Source organism: Achromobacter veterisilvae, from assembly GCF_037619525.1.
Classification (GTDB): Bacteria; Pseudomonadota; Gammaproteobacteria; order Burkholderiales; family Burkholderiaceae_B; genus Achromobacter; species Achromobacter veterisilvae.
Window position 1 is genome coordinate 2639348 of the sequence record NZ_CP148753.1, and the last position, 19293, is coordinate 2658640.

Sequence of the window (19293 nt, forward strand, 5' to 3'; positions counted from 1 at the left end):
AATTCCATTTCCTCTCCAAGGATTTTCCATGATCGATCTGCGCAGCGACACCGTTACCCGGCCCTCCGCCGCCATGCTCCAGGCGATGGTCGCCGCGCCCCTGGGCGATGACGTGATGGGCGACGACCCCACCGTGATCCGCTTGCAGGAAGCGGTAGCCGAGCGCGCCGGGAAGGCGGCCGGCCTGTTCTTTCCCTCCGGCACGCAAAGCAACCTGGGGGCGCTGATGGCGCACTGCGACCGGGGCGACGAGTACCTGGTGGGACAGCAGGCGCACACCTACAAGTACGAAGGGGGCGGGGCGGCGGTGCTGGGCAGCATCCAGCCGCAGCCGGTCGAGCACGCGGAAGACGGCTCGCTGCCGCTGGAGAAGCTGGCCGCGGCGCTCAAGCCCACGGGCGATCCGCACTTCGCCCGCACCCGCCTGCTGGCCCTGGAGAACACCTTCCACGGCAAGCTGATCCCGGCGTCCTATGTGCAGGCCGCCACCGCGTGGGCCCGCCAGCACGGCCTGGTGACGCATCTGGACGGCGCGCGCGTCTGCAATGCGGCCGTGGCCAGCGGCAAGCCGGTGGCGGATCTGTGCGAGTCCTTCGATTCGGTGTCGATCTGTTTTTCCAAGGGGCTGGGCGCGCCGGTGGGCTCGGTGCTGGTCGGCAGCGCCGAGCTGATCGCCCGCGCCCGGCGCTGGCGCAAGATGCTGGGCGGCGGCCTGCGGCAGGCCGGCGTGCTGGCCGCGGCCTGCCTGTATGCGCTGGAGCACAACGTCGAGCGCCTGGCCGAGGACCACGAGAACGCCCGCCTGCTGGCCGACGGGCTGCGCGGCATTGCCGGCGTCAAGGTGCTGAGCCAGGACACCAACATGGTGTTCGCGGAATTCGAGCCTTCGCGCTGCGAAGCGCTGACCGCCGCGCTGGCGGGCGACGGCATCCTGATGCGGGCCGTCTACGGCGGGCCGACGCGCCTGGTCACCCACCTGGACGTGTCGGCCGGCGACGTGCGGCGGGTGGTCCAGGCGGTGGCGCGGCACCTCGCCTGACTAGGCGGCCGCGCGCAGCACGTCCGACAGGACCGAAAACAATTCGTCGATCTGGGCGCGCTCGATGATGAGCGGAGGCGACAGCAGCATCGTGTCGCCCGCCGAACGGATCAGGCAGCCGCGTTCCAGGCAGGCCTGGTGCGCGGCATAGGCGCGCTGGCCGGGCTTGCCGTCCAGCGGCGCCAGTTCGATGGCCGCCAGCAGCCCGATGTTGCGGATGTCCACCACGTGCGGCAGGCCCTTCAGGCTGTGCGCGGCGTCTTCCCAATAGCGCCAGAGTTCGCGGCTGCGCTGGAACAGGCCTTCGCGGCGGCAGATGTCCAGCGTGGCCAGGCCGGCGGCGCATGCCACCGGATGGCCGGAATAGGTATAGCCGTGCGATAGCTCGATGGCGCTGTCCGGGCCCTGCATGAAGGCATCGTGGACATGCCGCTGCACCAGCGTGGCGCCCATCGGGATCGCGCCGTTGGTCAACCCCTTGGCGCTGGTGATGATATCCGGCGTGACGCCGAAATGCGGCGAGGCGAAGGCGCCGTCGATGCGGCCGAAGGCGCAGATGACTTCATCGAAAATCAACAGGATGCCGTGGGCGTCGCAGATCTGGCGCAGTTTCTGCAAATAGCCCTTGGGCGGCACCAGCACGCCGGTGGAGCCCGCCACCGGTTCCACGATGACGGCCGCGATGGTGGACGCGTCGTGCAGCGCGACGATGCGTTCCAGTGTATCGGCCAGGTGGGCGCCCCAATCCGGCTGTCCCCGCGTGTAGGCCATCTGGTTGCGGTCGTACGTGTGCGGCAGGTGGTCCACGTAGGGCAGGAGATTCCCGAAGGGCTTGCGGTGGCCGGCGATGCCCGACACCGACAGGCCGCCGAACCCCACGCCGTGGTAGGAGCGCTCGCGTCCGATCAGGCGCACGCGCTGGCCCTGCCCGCGCGCGCGGTGGTAGCCCAGCGCGATCTTCAGCGCCGTGTCCACGGCTTCGGAGCCGGAGTTCGAGAAGAACACGTTGGAGAATCCCGGGGGCGCTTCCTGGCGCAGGGCCTCGGCCAGCTCGAAGGCCAGCGGATGGCTCATCTGGAACGACGGCGCATAGTCCAGTTCATGGGCGGTGCGGGCGATGGCGTCGACGATTTCGGGGCGGCGATGCCCCGCGTTCACGCACCACAGGCCCGCGATGCCGTCCAGCACGCGGCGGCCGTCCGGGCGGATGTAGTGCATGCCTTCCGCGGCGGTGAACAGCACGGGCGCGCGCTTGTACCGCCGGTTCGCGGTAAAGGGCATCCAATAGGCTTCGGCGTTGAGGGCGGGAGTGGGGTGGGGCGCTGACGAGGACATGGGGAGCCTGCTTCGGGGTGGTTCGGGTTTTCTATTTTGTATTAATACAATTAAAAATACAATACAGGATGGACCTGGGGTGGCGGGGTTAGTGTCTTTGGGGGTGTCAGACACCCGGGGGGCGTGCGCTTCAGCATGCCGGGCGGGGCGTAGGGGTGTCAGACACGGGGTTGGTGCCAGACACAAGGTTGGTGTCAGGCACAGGGCTGGTGTTGGGCACAGGGCTGCGCTTGCCGGGAAGGACAGCGTCCTTCGGCAAAGTGGGCCCCTCGAAAGGGGGGCGTGAAGCGGGTGAGTCTTACGACACTTGCAGCGAGGTCTTCAGGTGGCGGCGCATGAGTTGGGAAGCCCATTCCTGGTCGCCGACTTCCAGGGCCTCGATGATCTGCAGGTGTTCGCTGCCGGAATTGGCGTAGCGCGCGTCGCGGTGGAACGCGGCATGCTCTTCCAGCCGGCGTAGCTGGTTCTGCTGCTGCACGGCCTGCAGGATGTAGCGGTTGCCCGAGAAGCGGGCCAGCATCTCGTGGAACGAGGCGTTGAGGTTGAAGAACTCGGTGGCCGAGATGTCGGCGTCGCTGCGCGCGGCCAGGGCTTCATGCGCGGCGCGCATGCGCGCCAGGGCCTCCCTGTCCAGCCGGAACGTGGGTTCCAGCAGGCCCGCGCATTCGACCGTCATCCGGAAACGGTAGCTCTCGTTGAGGGCGTCGCGGTTCTCCAGCGACGGCGCGAACTGCCAGCCGTGGCCCTTGCGCTTTTCGATCAGGCCGTCCGCCGAGAGTTGCAGCAGCGTCTTGGCCAGCACGCTGCGCGGCGCCGGATAGCGCTGCTGCAGGTCGCGTTCGGTGAAGGTTTCCGGCAGCGCGCGCGAGGCGCGGTCGTCGATCAGCCGCCGGTACAGCTCGTCCTGCGTGGGGCCCGCGCCCGCGATGGCGGGCGCGCCCGCGGCGGCATTGTCGGCCACGGTGTAGCCGCTGTTGGGGCGGTGCGTGATCAGGCCTTGCGCGGCCAGCAGCCTGAGCGCGCCGCGCACGGGCGTGCGCGACACCTCGTAGGCCGCCGCCAGCGCTTCCTCGGACAAATGGTCGCCCGGCGCATAGCGCCGGGCCACGATGTCTTCCGCCATGTGGCGTGCCAGGTCGACTTGCAGCGGAGTGGGGCGGGCGGGTGCGGCGTTGGGCATGGACGGGGGCGGGCGCTAGGAGCGGCGGATTGGGAATGGTACCGGAGAGCGTTGTGGCGAGGGCGGCTGGCCAGTGGTGTCGGTGGAAACCCTTATATTGAACTTTTTTCTATATTAGTACAAAATTTGTCGGTCTGAATGAACTCGCACCGGAGCCTTGCGCCGTGACTTTGCCTACCCCCTTTCCCCTGGTCGACGTACAGGGCAGTCCTTATGAGCGGGGGCGCCAGCATGGCGCCGCCGTCCCGGAGCGCGTGGCGCGCAGCGTGGCCCTCTATCGCGGCCAGCTCGAGCGGCGCGGCGTGGGCGCGGACCGCCTGAAGGCGCTGGCCGCCGCCATGGTGCCCGTGGTAGGCGATTACGACGCCGCCTACCTGGAAGAACTGCGCGGGATCGCGGACGGTTCGGGCCAGGCGCTGGAAGACGTGGTGGTCATCAACTGTCGCACCGAGATGATGTTCGGCCATGCCGAACTGGCCCGCGCCCGCAAGGGGCTGGACGACGGCTGCACCGGCCTGGTCGTGCTGCCGGAGGCCGCGGCCGGCGGCAAGCTCATGCATGCGCACAACTGGGACTGGCGCGAGGAATGCGCGGACACCGGCATCGTGCTGCGCATGCGCCGCGAGGACGGGCCCGATCTGCTGATGTTCACGGAGGCGGGCAGCCTGGCGCGCCACGGGTTCAACAGCGCGGGCGTTTCGCTGTCCGGCAACTTCCTGTCCTGCGAGCACGACTATCAGCGCCCCGCCGAAGTGCCGCTGGTGCTGGTGCGGCGCAAGATGCTGGAAGCCTCCAACCTCTGCAACGCCATGAAGGTGCTGTGGGCGTCGCGGCGCTTCTGCTCCAACAACCTGATGCTGGCGCAGGCGCAAGGCGAGGCCGTCGACCTGGAATGTTCGCCCGACGAAATCTTCTGGATCACGCCGGAAAACGGCCTGCTGGTGCATGCCAACCACTGGATCAGCGCGCCCGCGCGCGCCAAGCTGTTCGACAAGGGGCTGGCCGCCAATCCGGACTCGATCTATCGCCAGCGCCGCGTGCAGGACGGGCTGGCGCGCGCCGCCGGCGGGATCGACTGGGCCGCGGTCAAGCGCATCCTGGCCGACGACTTCGCCGCGCCGGACGGCGTGCTGCGTTCGCCCAAGCCCGCCAGCTTCGACAGCATTTCGGCCACGGTGGCCACCACGCTGATGGAGCCGGAAAGCGGCGTGATGTGGATCGCCCGCAAACCGTACGAAGGACGCAACTACGCGGAGTACCGGCTCTTCTGAGCCGGCCCTGGACCTGTCCGCGGCGAACGCCGCGCCTGGAGTGACCCTATGAATTCGCATGGTTCGCGCGTCAAGAGCGCGCTGCTGTTTTCCGCCGCGCTGGCGGGCGCCATGGCCGGCATGCCGGCCGCGGTCCGGGCGCAGGCCGCCCTTCCCGAAATCCGCTACGCCGAAGGCTCCGGCACGCCGACCACGCTGCCCGGCGGACGTTCGCGCAACACCTCCACCGACAATGTGCTGGCGCACGTGGTGGAGTCCCTGGTGGCGCTGCGCGCCGACATGAGCGTGGCGCCCATGCTGGCGGACGGCTGGACGCTGTCGGACGACAAGCGGGCCTACACGTTCAAGCTGCGCCAGGGCGTGACGTTCCACGACGGCTCGCCCATGACCTCCGCCGACGTCAAATGGAGCTACGACTACCTCAACGGCGCCCAGTCCGAGTATTCGTGCAAGAACCTCTACGACGGCAGCAAGGGAGCCAAGGTCGTGGCGGTGGAAACGCCCGATCCGGCCACGGTGGTGTTCCGGCTGGAACAGCCCTACGCGCTGTTCCTAGATCAGATGGCCAGCGTGCAATGCCCGATGCCGGTGCTGAGCCCGAAAAGCGTGGACGCCGACGGCAAGTGGGTCAAGCCCGTCGGCACGGGGCCCTATGTCCTGGCCGAATGGAAAAAAGAACAATACGTGCTGCTGACGCCGTACGCGGGCTATAAGCCCCGCGGCGAGGCGCCCAGCGGCATGGCCGGCAGGAAGGCCGCGCAGGCCAGCGTGCGCTTCGTCGTGATCCCGGACGCCGCCGCGCAGAAGGCGGCCCTGATGGCCGGGCAGGTCGACGCCTACAACGCCGACGAAGACAATCTGCCGGCCAAGGACCCGCGCTGGAACATCGTGACCGAGCAGGGGCTGGACACCGTCAACCTGTTGATGCAGACGCGCGCGCCCTTGCTGTCCGATGTGAACATGCGCCGCGCCATCGCGCTGGCGCTGGACTTCCCGGGCATCGCCCGCGCGCTGAACAACGGCCAGGCCGCCTACAACCCGTCGCTGGTGCCGGCGGCCAGCGCCTACTACTCCGAGGCGGACCGGGCCGGCTACGAGAAGAACCTGCAAGAGGCCAAGCGCCTGCTCGAGGCCGCCGGCTACCGCGGCGAACCCCTGAAGCTGCAGGCCAACAAACGCTATCCCTACCTGTACCGGGTCGCGGTCGTGACGCAGCAGCTACTGGGCAAGGCCGGCATCAAGGCCGAGCTGGACATGCTGGAATGGGGCACGCAGGTGACCAACTTCCGCGAAGGCAAGTTCCAGCTCATGGCTTTCGCCTATTCGGCGCGCACCGAACCCGCGCTGATGTTCCGCGACGTGATCGGCGACAAGTCCAAAACGCCCATGGCGCAATGGGAAAGCCCGGAGGCCGCGGCCATCCTGGAAGGGATCGAGGCCGAGTCCGATCCGGCGGTGCGCAAACAGGCGTTCGACAAGCTGCATGCGCTGATGCTGCGCGACACCCCGCTGCTGATGTACTACAACAAGCCCGGCTACGTGGTGGTGTCCAGCAAGCTGCAAGGCTTCACGGGCTGGCCGCTGCGCAAGCCGCGCTTCTTCAACGTCACCAAGAACTGAGGCGCCGTGCTGGGCTATCTACTCAAGCGCATCGCGGCGTCGGTGCCCACCGTGATCGTGGTCACGGTGCTGGTGTTCGCGCTTATCCGCGCCATCCCCGGGGATCCGGCCTCGCTGATGCTGGGCGATATCGACAATCCGGCGCTGCTGGCGGAAATGCGCCACGCGCTGGGGCTGGACCGCCCCGTCGGCGAGCAGTTCCTGATCTGGGTCGGGAACGCTCTGCGGGGCGATCTGGGCATGTCGATCGCGCGGCGCGAGCCGGTGATGCACCTGGTGCTGACGCACTTCGCCGTGACGGCACAGGTGGTGCTGACCGCCACGCTGCTGGCCTGCCTGGTTGCGGTGCCCGCCGGCATGGTCGCCGCCTGGCGCCAGAACCGCCGCGCGGACACCGCCATCGTGTCGACCTCGATCCTGTTCGTGTCGATGCCGAGCTTCTGGGTGGGCATCCTCCTGATCTGGCTGTTCGGCGTAAAGCTGAACTGGCTGCCGGTGTACGGCTTCGAATCCATCGCCCAGGGCGGCCTGGGCGCGGCGCGCTACCTGGTGCTGCCGGTGTGCGCCATCGTGCTGACCGAGATCGCCGCCATCACCCGGATGATGCGGGCCAGCACCATCGAGACCCTGCGGCTCGAATACGTGGCGCACGCGCGCGCCAAGGGCCTGCCCGAAAAGCGGGTGATGCTGCGCCACGTGCTGCCCAACTCGTTCGGCCCCACGCTGACGGTGATCGGCCTGATGCTGGGCCATCTGCTGTCGGGCGCCGCGGTGATCGAGACCGTGTTCACGCTGCCGGGCATCGGCCGCCTGCTGGTCGAGAGCATTTATGCGCGGGACTATCCGGTGGTGCAGGGCTGCCTGCTGTTCATCGCGCTCCTGTACGTGGCGGTCAATCTGGCGGTGGATCTGCTGTATCCGCTGTTCGATCCGCGCGTGAAGCTTCAATAGGATCATCATGGGCTTGAAAAATACCAATGCCGTCCTGGGCGGCGCGCTGGTCGGCGGCGTGGTGCTGCTGGCCCTGGTCGGGCTGGTCTACACACCGCACGACCCGCTGGAAGGCGACCTGCTGGCGCGCTTTTCGCCGCCGTCGGCGGAGTACTGGCTGGGCACCGACGAGTTCGGCCGCGACGTGCTGTCGCGGCTGATGGCGGGGGCCGGGGTCAGCGTGGCGGTCAGTGTGTTCTCCGTGCTGCTGGCGCTGGTGCTGGGCACCACCGTCGGCGTCGCGGCGGGCTACGCGGGCGGCTGGGTCGACCGCGGCATCACGGTCCTGGTGGAATCGCTGATGGCGTTCCCGGGCCTGCTGCTCGCGCTGGGCATCATGACGGTGCTGGGCCCGTCAAAATGGGGCGTGGTGCTGGCGCTGGGCCTGGCGTATTCGCCGTCGGTGTCGCGCATCGCGCGCGGCGCCGCGCTGTCGCTGCGCCAGCGCGATTTCGTCGTCGCTTCGCGCGCCACCGGGCATGGCGGCCTGTGGACGGTGTTCCGCCACGTGCTGCCCAACTGCCTGCCGCCGCTGCTCATCTTCGCGACCTCCATCTTCGGCTCGGCCTTGCTGGCCGAGAGCGCGCTGAGCTTCCTGGGCCTGGGCGTGCCGCCGCCGCTGGCCACCTGGGGCGGCATGCTGTCCGAAAGCCGCAACGCCATGGACCAGGCCATCTGGCTGGCCGTGTTCCCCGGCGCCATGATTTCGCTGAGCCTGCTGGGCATCAATCTGCTGGGCGACGCCGTGCGCGACCTGCTGGATCCGCGCATGCGGGGGGTGACGGCATGAGCGTGCCCCTGCTGTCCGTGCGCGACCTGGAAATCCGTTTTCCCGGCAGGCGCGATGCGGCGCCGGTGGTGAACCGGGTGTCGTTCGACCTCCATGCCGGCGAGTCGCTGTCCATCGTCGGGGAATCCGGCAGCGGCAAGACGCTGATCGGCAAGACGCTGCTGGGCCTGCTGCCGGACGCTGCGCGCATCGCCGGCGGGCAGGCGCTGTTCGAGGGTCGGGACCTATTGCGGCAGGCGCCGCAGGATTGGCTGGCGATGCGCGGCACGGGCATCGGCATGGTGTTCCAGGAGCCGATGGTGTCGCTCAACCCCGCGTTCCGCGTGGGCGAACAACTGATCGAAGCGCTGGTGCTGCGCCGGGGCATGGCGCGCCGCGATGCCTGGGAGGCCGCGGTCCGGATGCTGGAGCGGGTGCGCGTGCGCGACGCGCGCGACTGCATGAAGCGCTATCCGCACGAATTCTCGGGCGGGATGCGCCAGCGCATCCTGCTGGCGGGCGTGATGCTGCTCAAGCCGCGCCTGCTGATCGCGGACGAGCCGACCACGGCGCTGGACTGCGTGGTGCAGAAGGAAGTGCTGGACCTGATGTGCGAACTGACGCGCGAGCAGGGCACCGCGCTGATTTTCATCAGCCACAACCTGGCCCTGGTGGCCGCGTACACGCAGCGCGTGCTGGTCATGTGCCGGGGCCGGGCGGTCGAGACCGGCCCGGTGGCCGAGGTGCTGTCGCGGCCGCGGGACGCCTATACGCTCAGCCTGCTGGACGCGCTGCCCAAGCGCGGGCCCGCCCGGGCGGCCGCGGACCGTCCGCCCATCCTGCGGGTGGACGAGCTGGCGATCGACTACACGGTCCGCGACGGCTGGTTCCGCAAGCGCGCCCTGCGGGCGGTCCATCGCGCGGCCTTCGCGGTGGCGCCGGGGGAAACGCTGGCCATCGTCGGCGAATCGGGCAGCGGCAAGACCACGGTCATGATGTCCATCCTGGGCCTCGTGCCGCAGGCGCGGGGGCGCATCGAACTGGATGGCCGGGCCTTGCCCGCGGGCGGCTCGGGCCAGGCATGGCAGGCGGCGCGCCGCCGCATCCAGATGGTGTTCCAGGATCCCTATTCGTCGCTGGATCCGCGCATGACCATCGGCGCCCTCGTGGGCGAGGGCCTGCGGCTGGAGCCCGGATTGACGGCCGAGGCCAGGAGCAGGCGCGTCGAAGAGGCGCTGCGCGACGTGGGCCTGGGCGAGGGCTACGCGGAGCGCTACGCGCACGAACTGTCGGGCGGGCAGCGCCAGCGCGTCGCCATCGCGCGGGCGCTGGTGCTGAGGCCCGAAGTCATCATCGCGGACGAGCCGGTGTCTGCGCTGGACGTCACCGTGCAGAAGCAGGTGCTGGAAACGCTGATGTCGCTGCAGAAGTCTCACGGCTTCGCCTGCCTGCTGATTTCGCACGACCTGGGCGTGGTCGAGCAGATCGCGGACCGCGTGGTGGTGATGCTGCGCGGCCATATCGTCGAAGAAGGCTCGCGCGACGAAGTGTTCGACCGGCCGACACATCCCTACACGCGCCGGCTGCTGCGGGCGGTGCCGGAATTGCGGGGCAGTCCGGCCGAGGGCTTCCGTGTTGAGGTGCGCGACCTGCCGGCCGGGCAGGGGCGCGACGAGTCCGACTATTTCGATCCTTCGACAGCCATGGGCCCGCCGGCCATGACGGCGGTGTTCGAATCCGGCGCCACGCACCGGGTGGCGCTCGCGGCGGCCGCGGCCGGAGCCTGAGGCGGCCGGGCCTCAGCCGTGCCGTTCGCGGCTGTCGGCAGGGGCTTCGCCGCGTTCTTGCAGGCCGTAGTCGCGCAGCACCTGCGCGACGCGCAGGCGGTAGCCCGAGAAGACGCCGCCGCGCCCGGCCTCCTGCGCGCGGCGGTGCGATTCCAGCGTGCGCCAGCGCCGCACGGCTTCTTCGTCCCGCCAGAACGACAGCGACAGCAGCTTGCCCGGGTTGGACAGGCTCTGGAAGCGTTCGACCGAGATGAACCCGTCCACGGCTTTCAGTTCTTCGATGAGGCCGGCGGCGATGTCCAGATAGGGCTGGGGGTTGCCGTTGGCGGGTTCGACTTCGAATATCACGGCGATCATGGGGTGTTGTCCTCGGGAAAATCAAACTGGGGCACGCGCGCGTTGGGCAGCGGCCGGTATCGGAAACGGGCCGCCAGCGCGGGAGCGTCGGCGCCCGCGCGCAGCAGGTGCGCGAGCGCCGACGCCGCGTGGCGGCGGGCGAGGCCGGCGCCGGGACAGGCATGGCCCAGCGCGCCGAACGGCCAGCCCGCCTCGGGTTCGGCCATGGCCGCGGCGGCCAGCACCAGCAGCACGGTCTGGCCGGCCTCGATGCGCTGGCCGCCGGTCTCGATGCCGGCAGCCAGGAAGCGCCGGGTGTTGTGCACGGGCGGATCCTTGCGCAGGACCTCGTCCACCAGCGCCTGGGCGTCCGCGTCCGTGACGGGGCCACGGACGCCTCGGCGCCCGGCCAGGACGAGCGCATTGCCCAGCAGGCCGGCGCCGGCCTCGCAGGACTGGAACAGCAGGCCGGCCAGGTTCGCCGCCAGCAGCGCGGGCGCAAGACCGGCCCGTTCGCCGGCTTCGCGCAGCCGGCGCAAGGCGGGCGCCGCCTGCGGCGCCAGCAAGTGGGACTCCAGGCGGAACTGCAAGCGTTCGGCCGCGGCGTGCGCGGCGGCGGCCTGCGCGCTGCCGGCGGTCCCGGGCAGGGCAGATATGAAAGCGCCGATGTCGGCCGCGCAATCGGCGTGGAGGGCGGGCGGCAGGCCGAGGAACGCGGCCTGCGCGTGCACGGGAGCGGCGGCCAGATAGCGGTCGACGGCCGCCGCATGTGGCGGTCCGGCCTCCGGCCATGCCGGCGGGGAAGGCCGCGCGCCCTGTTCCTGGATGAAGTCGGCCAGCAAGGCCTTTGCCCGCGCGTGCGCGGCGCCGTCGTTCATGCGCACGAAGCGGCCGAACAGCGTTCCCGCCGGGCCCGGGCACAGCGCGGGCGGCACCGGCGCATCGGCGGGCCGCACGCGCGCGGCCGGGTGGCCCATGACGGCCCGGATGGCGTCCGGATGACAGGCGATCCACAGGCCGAGCGCCGGCTCCCGGTACAGCGGCCTGCCGCGAGCCAGCGCGGCGTAGTACGGGTAGGGGTCGGGGTGAGTGACGGCTGCGAGAGGATCGGCAGGAAACATGGCGACGGCCGGCAGTGACGAAGGACGCCAGTATCCGGCAGGCTTGCGGCCGACGATTCGGCGCGGGGCGAACTATGCCTGCGGCACGCCGTCCCGGTCCGCCAGCAGCGCCGCATAGCCCAGGCGCGAGTCCGGCCATCGCGGCGTGAATCCGCTGGCGCGCAGGCGGGCGTTGCTGAGCTTCTTGCTGCCGACATGGGCGGGGGCGGGCGCCACGCCGGGCGCGGGCGCGCCCGCGAGCCTGGCCAGTTCGGCGTACAGCGCATGCAGGGGCAGGGGCGTATCGTCGCAGCCGATGTACACCGGCGCCGCCTCGGGCAGGAGCGCCAGGTGGACCACGGCCGCGGCGGCGTCGTCGATGTGCATGCGGTTGGCCCAATGCTCGGGCTGGACCGGCGCGCCGGCCCCGCCGCCGCGCAGCCTGTCGATCAGTTGCAGGCGGCCGGGACCGTACAGGCCCGCCAGCCGCAGCGCCGTGGACGGCAGGCGCCGGGCCGCCAGCGCGGCCTCGGCCTCCAGCAGCACGCGGCCGTTGGCGCCCAGCGGGGCGGGCGGCGTGTCTTCGGTCACCCAGTCGCCATGGTGTTCGCCATAGACGGCGCTGGACGAGACGAACACGACGCGTTCGAGCCGGGAGGCGTCCAGCGCGTCCAGCACGTTGGCCAGGCCGTCGATGAATACGCCCCGGTAGGCGGCGTCGCCGCGCGCGCCGGGCGCGGGCAGATGGATCAGGCGGGTCACGCCCTGGGGCAGCGCGGGAAGCCCGCCCGGGCGCGCGATGTCGCCGCGCAGCCAGCGGATGCCTGGCGGGCCGCCCGCGGGCGGATTGCGGCGCAGGGCGTGGACCTCGTCGCCGCGCGCGAGGAAACGCTGGGCGACGCGCTGGCCCAGGTCGCCGCAGCCGATGAGGAGTACGCGTTCGGTCATGGAATGTCCTGCGGCCCGGGGGGCAGTCAGGCGCCCCGCGGGGCGCCTGCCCGTTACATGCCGCTGTAGACGGGGCCTTCGCCGCCTTGCGGGGCCACCCAGACGATGTTCTGGGTGGGGTCCTTGATGTCGCAGGTCTTGCAGTGCACGCAGTTCTGCGCGTTGATCTGCAGGCGGTCCTCGCCGTGGTCGTCCTTGACGAATTCGTACACGCCCGCCGGACAGTAGCGCGACTCCGGCCCGCCGTACTTGGCCAGGTTGACCTGCACGGGAATGTTGGGGTCCTTCAGCGTCAGGTGGACGGGCTCGTTCTCGTCGTGGTTGGTGTTCGAGATGAACACCGAGCTGAGCTTGTCGAAGGTGAGCTTGCCGTCCGGCTTGGGGTAGTCGATGCGCGCGCATTGCGACGCCGGCTGCAGGCAGGCGTGGTCGGGCTTGCTGTGGCGCAGGGTCCAGGGCATCTTGCCCTTGAACAGCAGTTGTTCGACGCCGGTCATCACCGTGGCGATGGTGCGGCCCTTCTTGAACCACTGCTTGAAGTTGCGCGCCTTGTTCAGTTCGGCATGCAGCCAGGACGCCTCGAACGCCCGCGGATACGCGGAGAGTTCGTCCTGGCGGCGGTCGGCGGCCAGGGCGTCGAAGGCGGCTTCGGCGGCCAGCTTGCCCGACTTGATGGCCGCATGGCTGCCCTTGATGCGGGAAGCATTCAGGAAGCCGGCCTCACAGCCGACCAGCACGCCGCCCGGGAACGCCAGCTTGGGCAGCGACAGCAGGCCGCCGGCCGTGATGGCGCGCGCGCCGTAGGCGATGCGCTTGCCGCCTTCGAACGTGCCGCGGATGGCGGGGTGGGTCTTGTAGCGCTGGAATTCGTCGAACGGCGACAGCCAGGGGTTGGCGTAATCCAGGCCGACGATCATGCCCACCGCCACCAGGTTGTTGTCCAGGTGATAGAGGAACGAGCCGCCGTAGGTATCGGAATCCAGCGGCCAGCCGGCGGTGTGGATGACCAGGCCGGGCTTGGACTGGGCCGGGTCGACTTCCCACATTTCCTTGATGCCGATGCCGTAGGACTGCGGGTCGCGGCCGTCGTCGAGCTTGTAGCGCTCGATCAACTGGCGGCCCAGTTGGCCGCGCGCGCCTTCGGCGAACACCGTATAGCGCGCATGCAGTTCCATGCCGGGTTGGTAGTGGTCGGTGTGGCTGCCGTCGCGGGCCACGCCCATGTCGCCGGTGGCCACGCCGCGCACGGCGCCGTTCTCGTCGTACAGGATTTCAACCGCGGCGAAGCCCGGGAAGATGTCCACGCCCAGGGCTTCAGCCTGTTCGCCCATCCATTTCACGACGTCGCCCAAGCGGACGATGTAGTTGCCCTCGTTGTGGAAACAGGGCGGCAGCAGCCAGTTGGGCGTGCCGCGCGCGCCGGTCTCGGACAGGAACAGGAACTTGTCCTGCGTGACGGGCACGGTCAGCGGCGCGCCTTTTTCCTTCCAGTCGGGAATGAGCTCGGTCAGCGCCAGCGGGTCCATGACGGCGCCGGACAGGATGTGCGCACCCAGTTCCGCGCCCTTTTCAAGTACGCAGACGCCGATTTCCTGATTCTTCTCAGCGGCTAGCTGCTTAAGACGGATAGCGGTGGCCAGGCCGGCGGGTCCACCGCCAACCACGACCACGTCATATTCCATCGACTCGCGTTCAGACATTTGCAAAGCTCCCCGTATGTATTCCATATATGGCTGGAAGTATTATCGGCGATTGTATTGCAGGCGGCGCCCTGCATGCCTTCGTATTTCATTCAGCCATCAGGAGCCATTGGTGAACCCGGACAATATGTCTGCACGGATTCTTGCGGTAGGCGATATCCATCAAATCGAATTGCCTTTGCGTTGGGGCGACTCGGACGCCTTGAACCATCTCAATAACACGCTGTATTTCAGGCTCATGGAAGAGGCCCGGATGCAGATCCTCTACGGGGCGGGCTTCCAGTTGCCCGCCGACGAGGGGCCCATCCTGGCCCACGCATCCTGCGATTTCCTGCGTCCCCTGACCTATCCGGCCACTGTGCGCGTTACGCACAAGGTCACCCGCATCGGCCGTTCCAGCGCGGACTTCGAACTGCTGCTGGAAAAGGCGGACGATCCCGCGGGCCCCTATGCCCGCGGCCGCAACGTGCTAGTCTGGCTGGATTACGTGGCCAACGCGTCTACTCCGTGGCCGCCGGAAGTGCTGTCGCAAATGGGCGCCATGTTCCAGCCCGCGGCCTGAGGCGTTCGCGCCGCGGCGAGGAGACCGGCAAAATAGGGCGTGCGTAGTCCCGGCATGCCGGTAAAATCTAGCGCAAAAGCACAAAAGCAACAGGAAAAACAGGGCTCATCCCGATTTTTTCGATCCCCGGGCGGGACGGGCTCTCTTCAGTTCGACCTTAACTAGGAGTTGGAGCGATGGACAAGGTTTATGCAAGCGCCACGGAGGCGCTGGCAGGCATCGTCAAGGACGGTCAGATGATCGCCGTGGGCGGTTTCGGCCTTTGCGGCATTCCCGAGGCCCTGATCGCCGCGTTGCGCGATTCGGGCGTCAAGGACCTCACCTGCGTCAGCAACAATGCCGGCGTCGACGGCTTCGGCCTGGGCCAGTTGCTCAACACGCGCCAGGTCCGCAAGATGATCGCGTCCTACGTGGGCGAGAACAAGGAATTCGAACGCCAGTACCTGTCGGGCGAACTCGAACTCGAATTCACGCCCCAGGGCACGCTGGCCGAAAAACTGCGCGCCGGCGGCGCCGGCATTCCGGCGTTCTTCACGCGCACCGGCGTGGGCACGATCGTGGCCGACGGCAAGGAAATCCGCGAGTTCGACGGCCAGCAGTACGTGATGGAGCGTTCGCTGGTGCCCGACGTGTCGCTGGTCAAGGCGCACATCGCCGACCGCAGCGGCAACCTGGTGTTTCGCAAGACGGCCCGCAACTTCAACCCGAACGTCGCCATGGCGGGCAAGTTCACGGTGGTCGAAGTCGAGGAAATCGTTGAGACCGGCAGCCTGGATCCCGACCAGATCCACCTGCCCGGCATCTATGTGCAACGGATCGTGCTGAACGCCACGCCCGAAAAGCGCATTGAACAACGTACCACTCGCCCGGCCTAAGGAGAACAGACATGGCATGGTCCCGCGATGAAATGGCGGCTCGCGCTGCGCGCGAACTGCAAGACGGTTTTTACGTGAACCTGGGCATCGGCTTGCCGACCCTGGTGGCCAACCACGTGCCCAAGGGCGTGGAAGTGTGGCTGCAATCCGAGAACGGCCTGCTGGGCATCGGCCCGTTCCCCACCGACGACGAGGTCGACGCAGACCTCATCAATGCCGGCAAGCAGACGGTCACCACCCTGCCGGGCTCCTCGATCTTCTCGTCGGCGGATTCGTTCGCGATGATCCGCGGCGGCAAGATCAACCTGGCCATCCTGGGCGCGATGCAGGTCTCCGAAAAGGGCGACCTGGCCAACTGGATGATCCCGGGCAAGATGGTCAAGGGCATGGGCGGCGCCATGGACCTGGTGGCCGGCGTGGGCCGCGTGGTGGTCCTGATGGAGCACGTGGCCAAGAAGAAGGACGGCACCGAAGACATCAAGCTGCTGCCGGAATGCAATCTGCCGCTCACCGGCGTGGGCGTGGTCAACCTGATCATCACCGACCTGGGCGTGATGGAAGTCACCGAGAACGGCCTGAAGCTGCTGGAAACGGCGCCCGGCGTGACGGTGGACGAAATCCAGTCCAAGACGCTGGCCAAGCTGGACGTGTCGGCGGTCAAGTAAACCGGCTGCCGTTGTCTCGCTGAGAACGCCCCGCAAGGGGCGTTTTTCATTGCCGTGCAAGTGAACCCCAGGTGTCTGACACCCGAGGGAGAGGAGTACCGGCTTGAGGCGGTGCTTCAGGGGTGTCAGACACCTTCCTTTCATCGGGCGTCGACATGCCAGGATGAACCCCAGGTGTCTGACACCCGAGGAGGCGGAGTACCGGCTTGAGGCGGTGCTTCAGGGGTGTCAGACACCTTTCCCTCATCGGGCGTCGGCATGCCGGGACGAGAACCCCAGGTGTCTGACACCCGAGGAAGAGGAGTACCGGCTTGAAGCGGTGGTTCAGGGGTGTCAGACACCTTCCTCTCATCGGGCGTCGGCGTGCCAAGATGAACCCCAGGTGTCTGACACCCGAGGAAGCGGAGCACCGGTTTGAGGCGGTGCTTCAGGGGTGTCAGACACCTTCCTCTCATCGGGCGTCGGCATGCTGGGATGAGAACCCCAGGTGTCTGACACCCGAGGAAGAGGAGTGCCGGCTTGAGGCGGTGGTTCAGGGGTGTCAGACACCCGCCGCGCCAGCGAAACCTGGATTCAGGCGGCCTCGTCCAGCCGCATCCCCACGTGCGGGATGCCGTCTTCGATGTATTCCTCCGTGACTTGAACGAAGCCGTGTCCGCCGTAGTAGTTGCGCAGCCGCGCCTGCGCGCCCAGGTACATCGCGCGTCCCGGCCAGCGCTGGCGCACCTCCGCCATGGCATGGCGGATCAACTCATGGCCCAGCCCCTGTCCGCGCGTCCATGGCGCCGTGATGACTCGCCCGATCTCGATCTGCCCATTCTTCAGCGACGGGTCCAGGATCCGGCAATAGGCGGCCAACTGGCCGTCCTGCCACGCCATCAGATGGGAGGTCCGGCCCGTCAAGTCCTTGCCATCCATGTCCTGGAAGATGCACTGCTGCTCGATGACGAACACCTCCGTGCGCAGCCGCAGGATCGCGTAGATCTCCGGTACGGTCAGTTCCTGGTGGGGCTTGCAGATCCAATCGGGCATTGCGTCAATCCAAGGCGGCGGGGTGAAAGACAGGGGCGAGAAGCAGGGGTAAGAACGGCGGCGTTAGCGTACCTCAAACCCGGCCCCGATTCTTTTGGAAGTACTGTTACATAAATTCACGGGTATACCCTTAGTATGAAAATGAATTTTCTTATCTAAAATTTGCGTGTAAACAGATTTACACAAACACCCGCTACGACCCCACCCCCCGAATCGATGAACAAGGCCGCACTAACGATCGCTGATCGGATCGCCCGGGCTCAGCCCGCGCTGAGCCGCACGCAGCACAAGATGGCCGAGTACGTGCTGGCGCATCAGTTCCGCGCTGCGACGATGACCATCGACGAATTCGCGGCGGCGGTCGGGGTGTCGGTCGCCACCGCCAACCGTTTCGCGCGCGCCCTGGACCTGCCGGGCTACCCCCAATTCCGCGCCGAACTGGCGCGTGGATTCGAAGCCGCGCTGGAACCCGTTGAAAAGCTGCGCACCGAACTGGCGCATTCCGCCAGCGCCGTGCAGATCTTCGCCGCCACGCTGGAAGAAGACATCCGCAACGCGCAGCGCAACCTGCAATCGCTGGATTCGGCCGCCTGTGAGCAGGCGGTAGAGGCCATTCTGGCCGCCGACCGCGTGTTCATCATCGGTTTTGGCGCCAGCGGCTTTCTGGCTGGCCTGCTGCAACGCGGCCTGTGCATGCACCTGCATTCGGTCGAATCGCTGGCCGGCCCGGGCGGGGTGTCGCACGCGGCGCGCCAGATGTCGCGCATGACGTCCAAGGACCTGGTCATCGCCATCGGCTTTCCCCGGTATCTGGCCGACACGGTCACGCTGGCCGCGGCCGCCAAGCAGGCCGGCGTGCCGGTGCTGGTGCTGACCGACAAACCCACGTCTCCGCTGGCGCCCACGGCTTCCGTGGTGCTGTACGCGTTTTCCGCGCGCCAGTTGATTCCCAATTCCGAAACCGCCGCGCTGGGGCTGATCGAAGCCTTGTCCGCCGCGGTGGCCTATCGGGCCAAGAATTCCGTCGCGGCCGCCGCTGGGGTCACCCAGTCCGTGATGCCGTGGCTCATCCATGGAGTAGGTAAACGATGATTCAACCCGTGATCGCCATTCACGGTGGCGCCGGCGCGATGTCCCGCGCGGCCATGTCGCCCGAGAAAGAACAGGAATACCTGGCCGCCCTGGAGTCCATCCTGACCGCCGGCCAGGCCGTGCTGGCCAAGGGCGGCAGCGCCATCGACGCCGTCACCGAAGCCGTGCGCCTTTTGGAAGACTGTCCGTTGTTCAACGCGGGCCACGGCGCCGTGTTCACCAGCGCCGGCACCCACGAGCTGGACGCCGCCATCATGGACGGCGCCACGCTGCGTTCGGGCGCCATCGCCAACGTGAACTGCGTGCGCAACCCGGTGTTCGCCGCGCGCAAGGTCATGGAAAACAGCAAGCACGTGCTGTTCGTGGGCGAGGGCGCCGAAGCCTTCGCCAAGGAACAGGGCCTGGACATCGTCGACCCGTCCTATTTCTCGACCGAAGCCCGCCGCGAACAACTGCTGCGCGTGCAACGCGAAACGCCGGACGCGGCCGTCCTGGACCACGACGGCCAGGCAATGGTCGCGCGCGGCCAGCCCGCGCCGGCCGATCCGCTGGACGCCGACAAGAAGTTCGGCACGGTGGGCGCGGTGGCGGTGGATGCCCAGGGCAACCTGGCCGCGGCCACGTCCACCGGCGGCATCACCAACAAGCAGGTCGGCCGCGTGGGCGACGCGCCGCTGATCGGCGCCGGTACCTATGCCAGCAACAAGACCTGCGCCGTGTCCACCACGGGCACGGGCGAAATGTTCATCCGCATGGTCGCCGCCTACGACGTGGCGGCGCAGATGGAGTACTGCGGCGCGTCGCTGGAAGCGGCGGCCGACCGCGTCGTGATGGAAAAACTGCCCACCATCGGCGGCAAGGGCGGCCTGGTGGCCGTCGACGCCCAGGGCAACGTGGCTTTGCCGTTCAACACGGAAGGCATGTATCGGGGTTACGCCCGCGTAGGCGAAAAGCCGGTCACCGCCATCTATCGATGAGCGGCGACGGGTTCT

At 68.2% G+C, this 19293-nt stretch carries 18 protein-coding genes; 11 read left to right on the plus strand and 7 right to left on the minus strand.

What is annotated here, in order from left to right; all coding sequences use genetic code 11:
- Window positions 1–28: 28 nt before the first annotated feature.
- Window positions 29–1039: a low-specificity L-threonine aldolase gene (ltaE, locus tag WHX56_RS12195; protein WP_338881314.1), complete on the plus strand. Its 1011-nt coding sequence runs from the start codon at window positions 29–31 to the stop codon at window positions 1037–1039.
- Here the strand turns inward: ltaE and WHX56_RS12200 are convergent, their stop codons facing one another.
- Together WHX56_RS12200 and WHX56_RS12205 are read right to left on the minus strand one after the other, a co-directional pair.
- Complete coding sequence (locus WHX56_RS12200; protein ID WP_338881315.1) at window positions 1040–2374, minus strand: aspartate aminotransferase family protein; 1335 nt, start codon at window positions 2372–2374, stop codon at window positions 1040–1042.
- A gap of 298 nt (window positions 2375–2672) precedes the next feature.
- Window positions 2673–3554, minus strand: a complete 882-nt coding sequence (locus WHX56_RS12205; protein ID WP_338881316.1) for a GntR family transcriptional regulator — start codon at window positions 3552–3554, stop codon at window positions 2673–2675.
- A gap of 164 nt (window positions 3555–3718) precedes the next feature.
- Here WHX56_RS12205 and WHX56_RS12210 point away from each other — a divergent pair, with 164 nt between their 5' ends.
- Genes WHX56_RS12210 through WHX56_RS12230 form a run of 5 tightly spaced genes read left to right on the plus strand, consistent with a single transcriptional unit; the run spans window position 3719 to window position 9991 of the window.
- Window positions 3719–4825, plus strand: coding sequence for a C45 family autoproteolytic acyltransferase/hydolase (locus WHX56_RS12210; RefSeq protein ID WP_287751791.1), 1107 nt, complete (start codon window positions 3719–3721; stop codon window positions 4823–4825).
- A 48-nt stretch (window positions 4826–4873) separates the two neighbouring features.
- Window positions 4874–6445: an ABC transporter substrate-binding protein gene (locus WHX56_RS12215; protein WP_338881317.1), complete on the plus strand. Its 1572-nt coding sequence runs from the start codon at window positions 4874–4876 to the stop codon at window positions 6443–6445.
- 6 nt (window positions 6446–6451) lie between these two features.
- Window positions 6452–7396, plus strand: coding sequence for an ABC transporter permease (locus tag WHX56_RS12220; RefSeq protein ID WP_129241943.1), 945 nt, complete (start codon window positions 6452–6454; stop codon window positions 7394–7396).
- A gap of 7 nt (window positions 7397–7403) precedes the next feature.
- On the plus strand, window positions 7404–8225 hold the full coding sequence (locus tag WHX56_RS12225) for an ABC transporter permease (RefSeq protein WP_338881318.1): 822 nt from the start codon (window positions 7404–7406) through the stop codon (window positions 8223–8225).
- On the plus strand, window positions 8222–9991 hold the full coding sequence (locus WHX56_RS12230) for an ABC transporter ATP-binding protein (RefSeq protein WP_338881319.1): 1770 nt from the start codon (window positions 8222–8224) through the stop codon (window positions 9989–9991). Before WHX56_RS12225 ends, WHX56_RS12230 begins: the two co-directional genes overlap by 4 nt.
- 12 nt (window positions 9992–10003) lie before the next feature.
- Here WHX56_RS12230 and WHX56_RS12235 read toward each other — a convergent pair whose 3' ends face one another.
- The 4 genes from WHX56_RS12235 to WHX56_RS12250 form a co-directional block, all read right to left on the minus strand.
- The gene (locus WHX56_RS12235; RefSeq protein WP_129241946.1) at window positions 10004–10348 is read right to left on the minus strand and encodes an antibiotic biosynthesis monooxygenase family protein; all 345 of its coding nucleotides are present in this window, start codon (window positions 10346–10348) and stop codon (window positions 10004–10006) included.
- A complete protein-coding gene (locus WHX56_RS12240) occupies window positions 10345–11448 on the minus strand; it encodes a cytochrome (RefSeq protein ID WP_338881320.1) in 1104 nt (367 codons plus the stop codon). The genes WHX56_RS12235 and WHX56_RS12240 overlap by 4 nt, the downstream gene beginning before the upstream one ends.
- A gap of 72 nt (window positions 11449–11520) precedes the next feature.
- The gene (locus WHX56_RS12245; protein WP_338881321.1) at window positions 11521–12375 is read right to left on the minus strand and encodes an NAD-dependent epimerase/dehydratase family protein; all 855 of its coding nucleotides are present in this window, start codon (window positions 12373–12375) and stop codon (window positions 11521–11523) included.
- A 53-nt stretch (window positions 12376–12428) separates the two neighbouring features.
- Window positions 12429–14075, minus strand: a complete 1647-nt coding sequence (locus WHX56_RS12250) for an electron transfer flavoprotein-ubiquinone oxidoreductase (protein ID WP_338881322.1) — start codon at window positions 14073–14075, stop codon at window positions 12429–12431.
- A 112-nt stretch (window positions 14076–14187) separates the two neighbouring features.
- Here WHX56_RS12250 and WHX56_RS12255 point away from each other — a divergent pair, with 112 nt between their 5' ends.
- From WHX56_RS12255 to WHX56_RS12265, 3 genes are all read left to right on the plus strand, one after another.
- Window positions 14188–14637, plus strand: coding sequence for an acyl-CoA thioesterase (locus WHX56_RS12255; RefSeq protein WP_287756395.1), 450 nt, complete (start codon window positions 14188–14190; stop codon window positions 14635–14637).
- Window positions 14638–14813: 176 nt separating this feature from the next.
- Window positions 14814–15512 carry a CoA transferase subunit A gene (locus WHX56_RS12260; protein WP_129241950.1) on the plus strand — a complete coding sequence of 233 codons (699 nt, stop codon included), beginning with the start codon at window positions 14814–14816 and terminating at the stop codon, window positions 15510–15512.
- Window positions 15513–15523: 11 nt separating this feature from the next.
- Window positions 15524–16177, plus strand: a complete 654-nt coding sequence (locus WHX56_RS12265; protein ID WP_129241951.1) for a CoA transferase subunit B — start codon at window positions 15524–15526, stop codon at window positions 16175–16177.
- Window positions 16178–16750: 573 nt separating this feature from the next.
- Here the strand turns inward: WHX56_RS12265 and WHX56_RS12270 are convergent.
- A complete protein-coding gene (locus tag WHX56_RS12270) occupies window positions 16751–17209 on the minus strand; it encodes a GNAT family N-acetyltransferase (RefSeq protein WP_129241952.1) in 459 nt (152 codons plus the stop codon).
- Window positions 17210–17425: 216 nt separating this feature from the next.
- Between WHX56_RS12270 and WHX56_RS12275 the strand changes: the two genes are divergently transcribed.
- Window positions 17426–18301, plus strand: a complete 876-nt coding sequence (locus WHX56_RS12275) for a MurR/RpiR family transcriptional regulator (protein ID WP_129241953.1) — start codon at window positions 17426–17428, stop codon at window positions 18299–18301.
- A complete protein-coding gene (locus WHX56_RS12280) occupies window positions 18298–19278 on the plus strand; it encodes an isoaspartyl peptidase/L-asparaginase family protein (RefSeq protein ID WP_287756393.1) in 981 nt (326 codons plus the stop codon). The genes WHX56_RS12275 and WHX56_RS12280 overlap by 4 nt, the downstream gene beginning before the upstream one ends.
- The last annotated feature ends 15 nt before the right edge of the window (window positions 19279–19293 follow it).

Excerpts from the sequence above, each read along its gene's own strand:
- WHX56_RS12225 (WP_338881318.1), top strand. The coding sequence starts at position 7,404 with ATGGGCTTGAAAAATACCAATGCCGTCCTGGGCGGCGCGCTGGTCGGC.
- WHX56_RS12245 (WP_338881321.1), bottom strand. The coding sequence starts at position 12,375 with ATGACCGAACGCGTACTCCTCATCGGCTGCGGCGACCTGGGCCAGCGC.
- WHX56_RS12275 (WP_129241953.1), top strand. The coding sequence starts at position 17,426 with ATGAACAAGGCCGCACTAACGATCGCTGATCGGATCGCCCGGGCTCAG.
- WHX56_RS12230 (WP_338881319.1), top strand. The coding sequence starts at position 8,222 with ATGAGCGTGCCCCTGCTGTCCGTGCGCGACCTGGAAATCCGTTTTCCC.
- WHX56_RS12270 (WP_129241952.1), bottom strand. The coding sequence starts at position 17,209 with ATGCCCGATTGGATCTGCAAGCCCCACCAGGAACTGACCGTACCGGAG.
- WHX56_RS12200 (WP_338881315.1), bottom strand. The coding sequence starts at position 2,374 with ATGTCCTCGTCAGCGCCCCACCCCACTCCCGCCCTCAACGCCGAAGCC.
- WHX56_RS12280 (WP_287756393.1), top strand. The coding sequence starts at position 18,298 with ATGATTCAACCCGTGATCGCCATTCACGGTGGCGCCGGCGCGATGTCC.
- WHX56_RS12215 (WP_338881317.1), top strand. The coding sequence starts at position 4,874 with ATGAATTCGCATGGTTCGCGCGTCAAGAGCGCGCTGCTGTTTTCCGCC.
- WHX56_RS12265 (WP_129241951.1), top strand. The coding sequence starts at position 15,524 with ATGGCATGGTCCCGCGATGAAATGGCGGCTCGCGCTGCGCGCGAACTG.
- WHX56_RS12260 (WP_129241950.1), top strand. The coding sequence starts at position 14,814 with ATGGACAAGGTTTATGCAAGCGCCACGGAGGCGCTGGCAGGCATCGTC.
- WHX56_RS12235 (WP_129241946.1), bottom strand. The coding sequence starts at position 10,348 with ATGATCGCCGTGATATTCGAAGTCGAACCCGCCAACGGCAACCCCCAG.
- WHX56_RS12205 (WP_338881316.1), bottom strand. The coding sequence starts at position 3,554 with ATGCCCAACGCCGCACCCGCCCGCCCCACTCCGCTGCAAGTCGACCTG.
- WHX56_RS12250 (WP_338881322.1), bottom strand. The coding sequence starts at position 14,075 with ATGTCTGAACGCGAGTCGATGGAATATGACGTGGTCGTGGTTGGCGGT.
- WHX56_RS12240 (WP_338881320.1), bottom strand. The coding sequence starts at position 11,448 with ATGTTTCCTGCCGATCCTCTCGCAGCCGTCACTCACCCCGACCCCTAC.
- ltaE (WP_338881314.1), top strand. The coding sequence starts at position 29 with ATGATCGATCTGCGCAGCGACACCGTTACCCGGCCCTCCGCCGCCATG.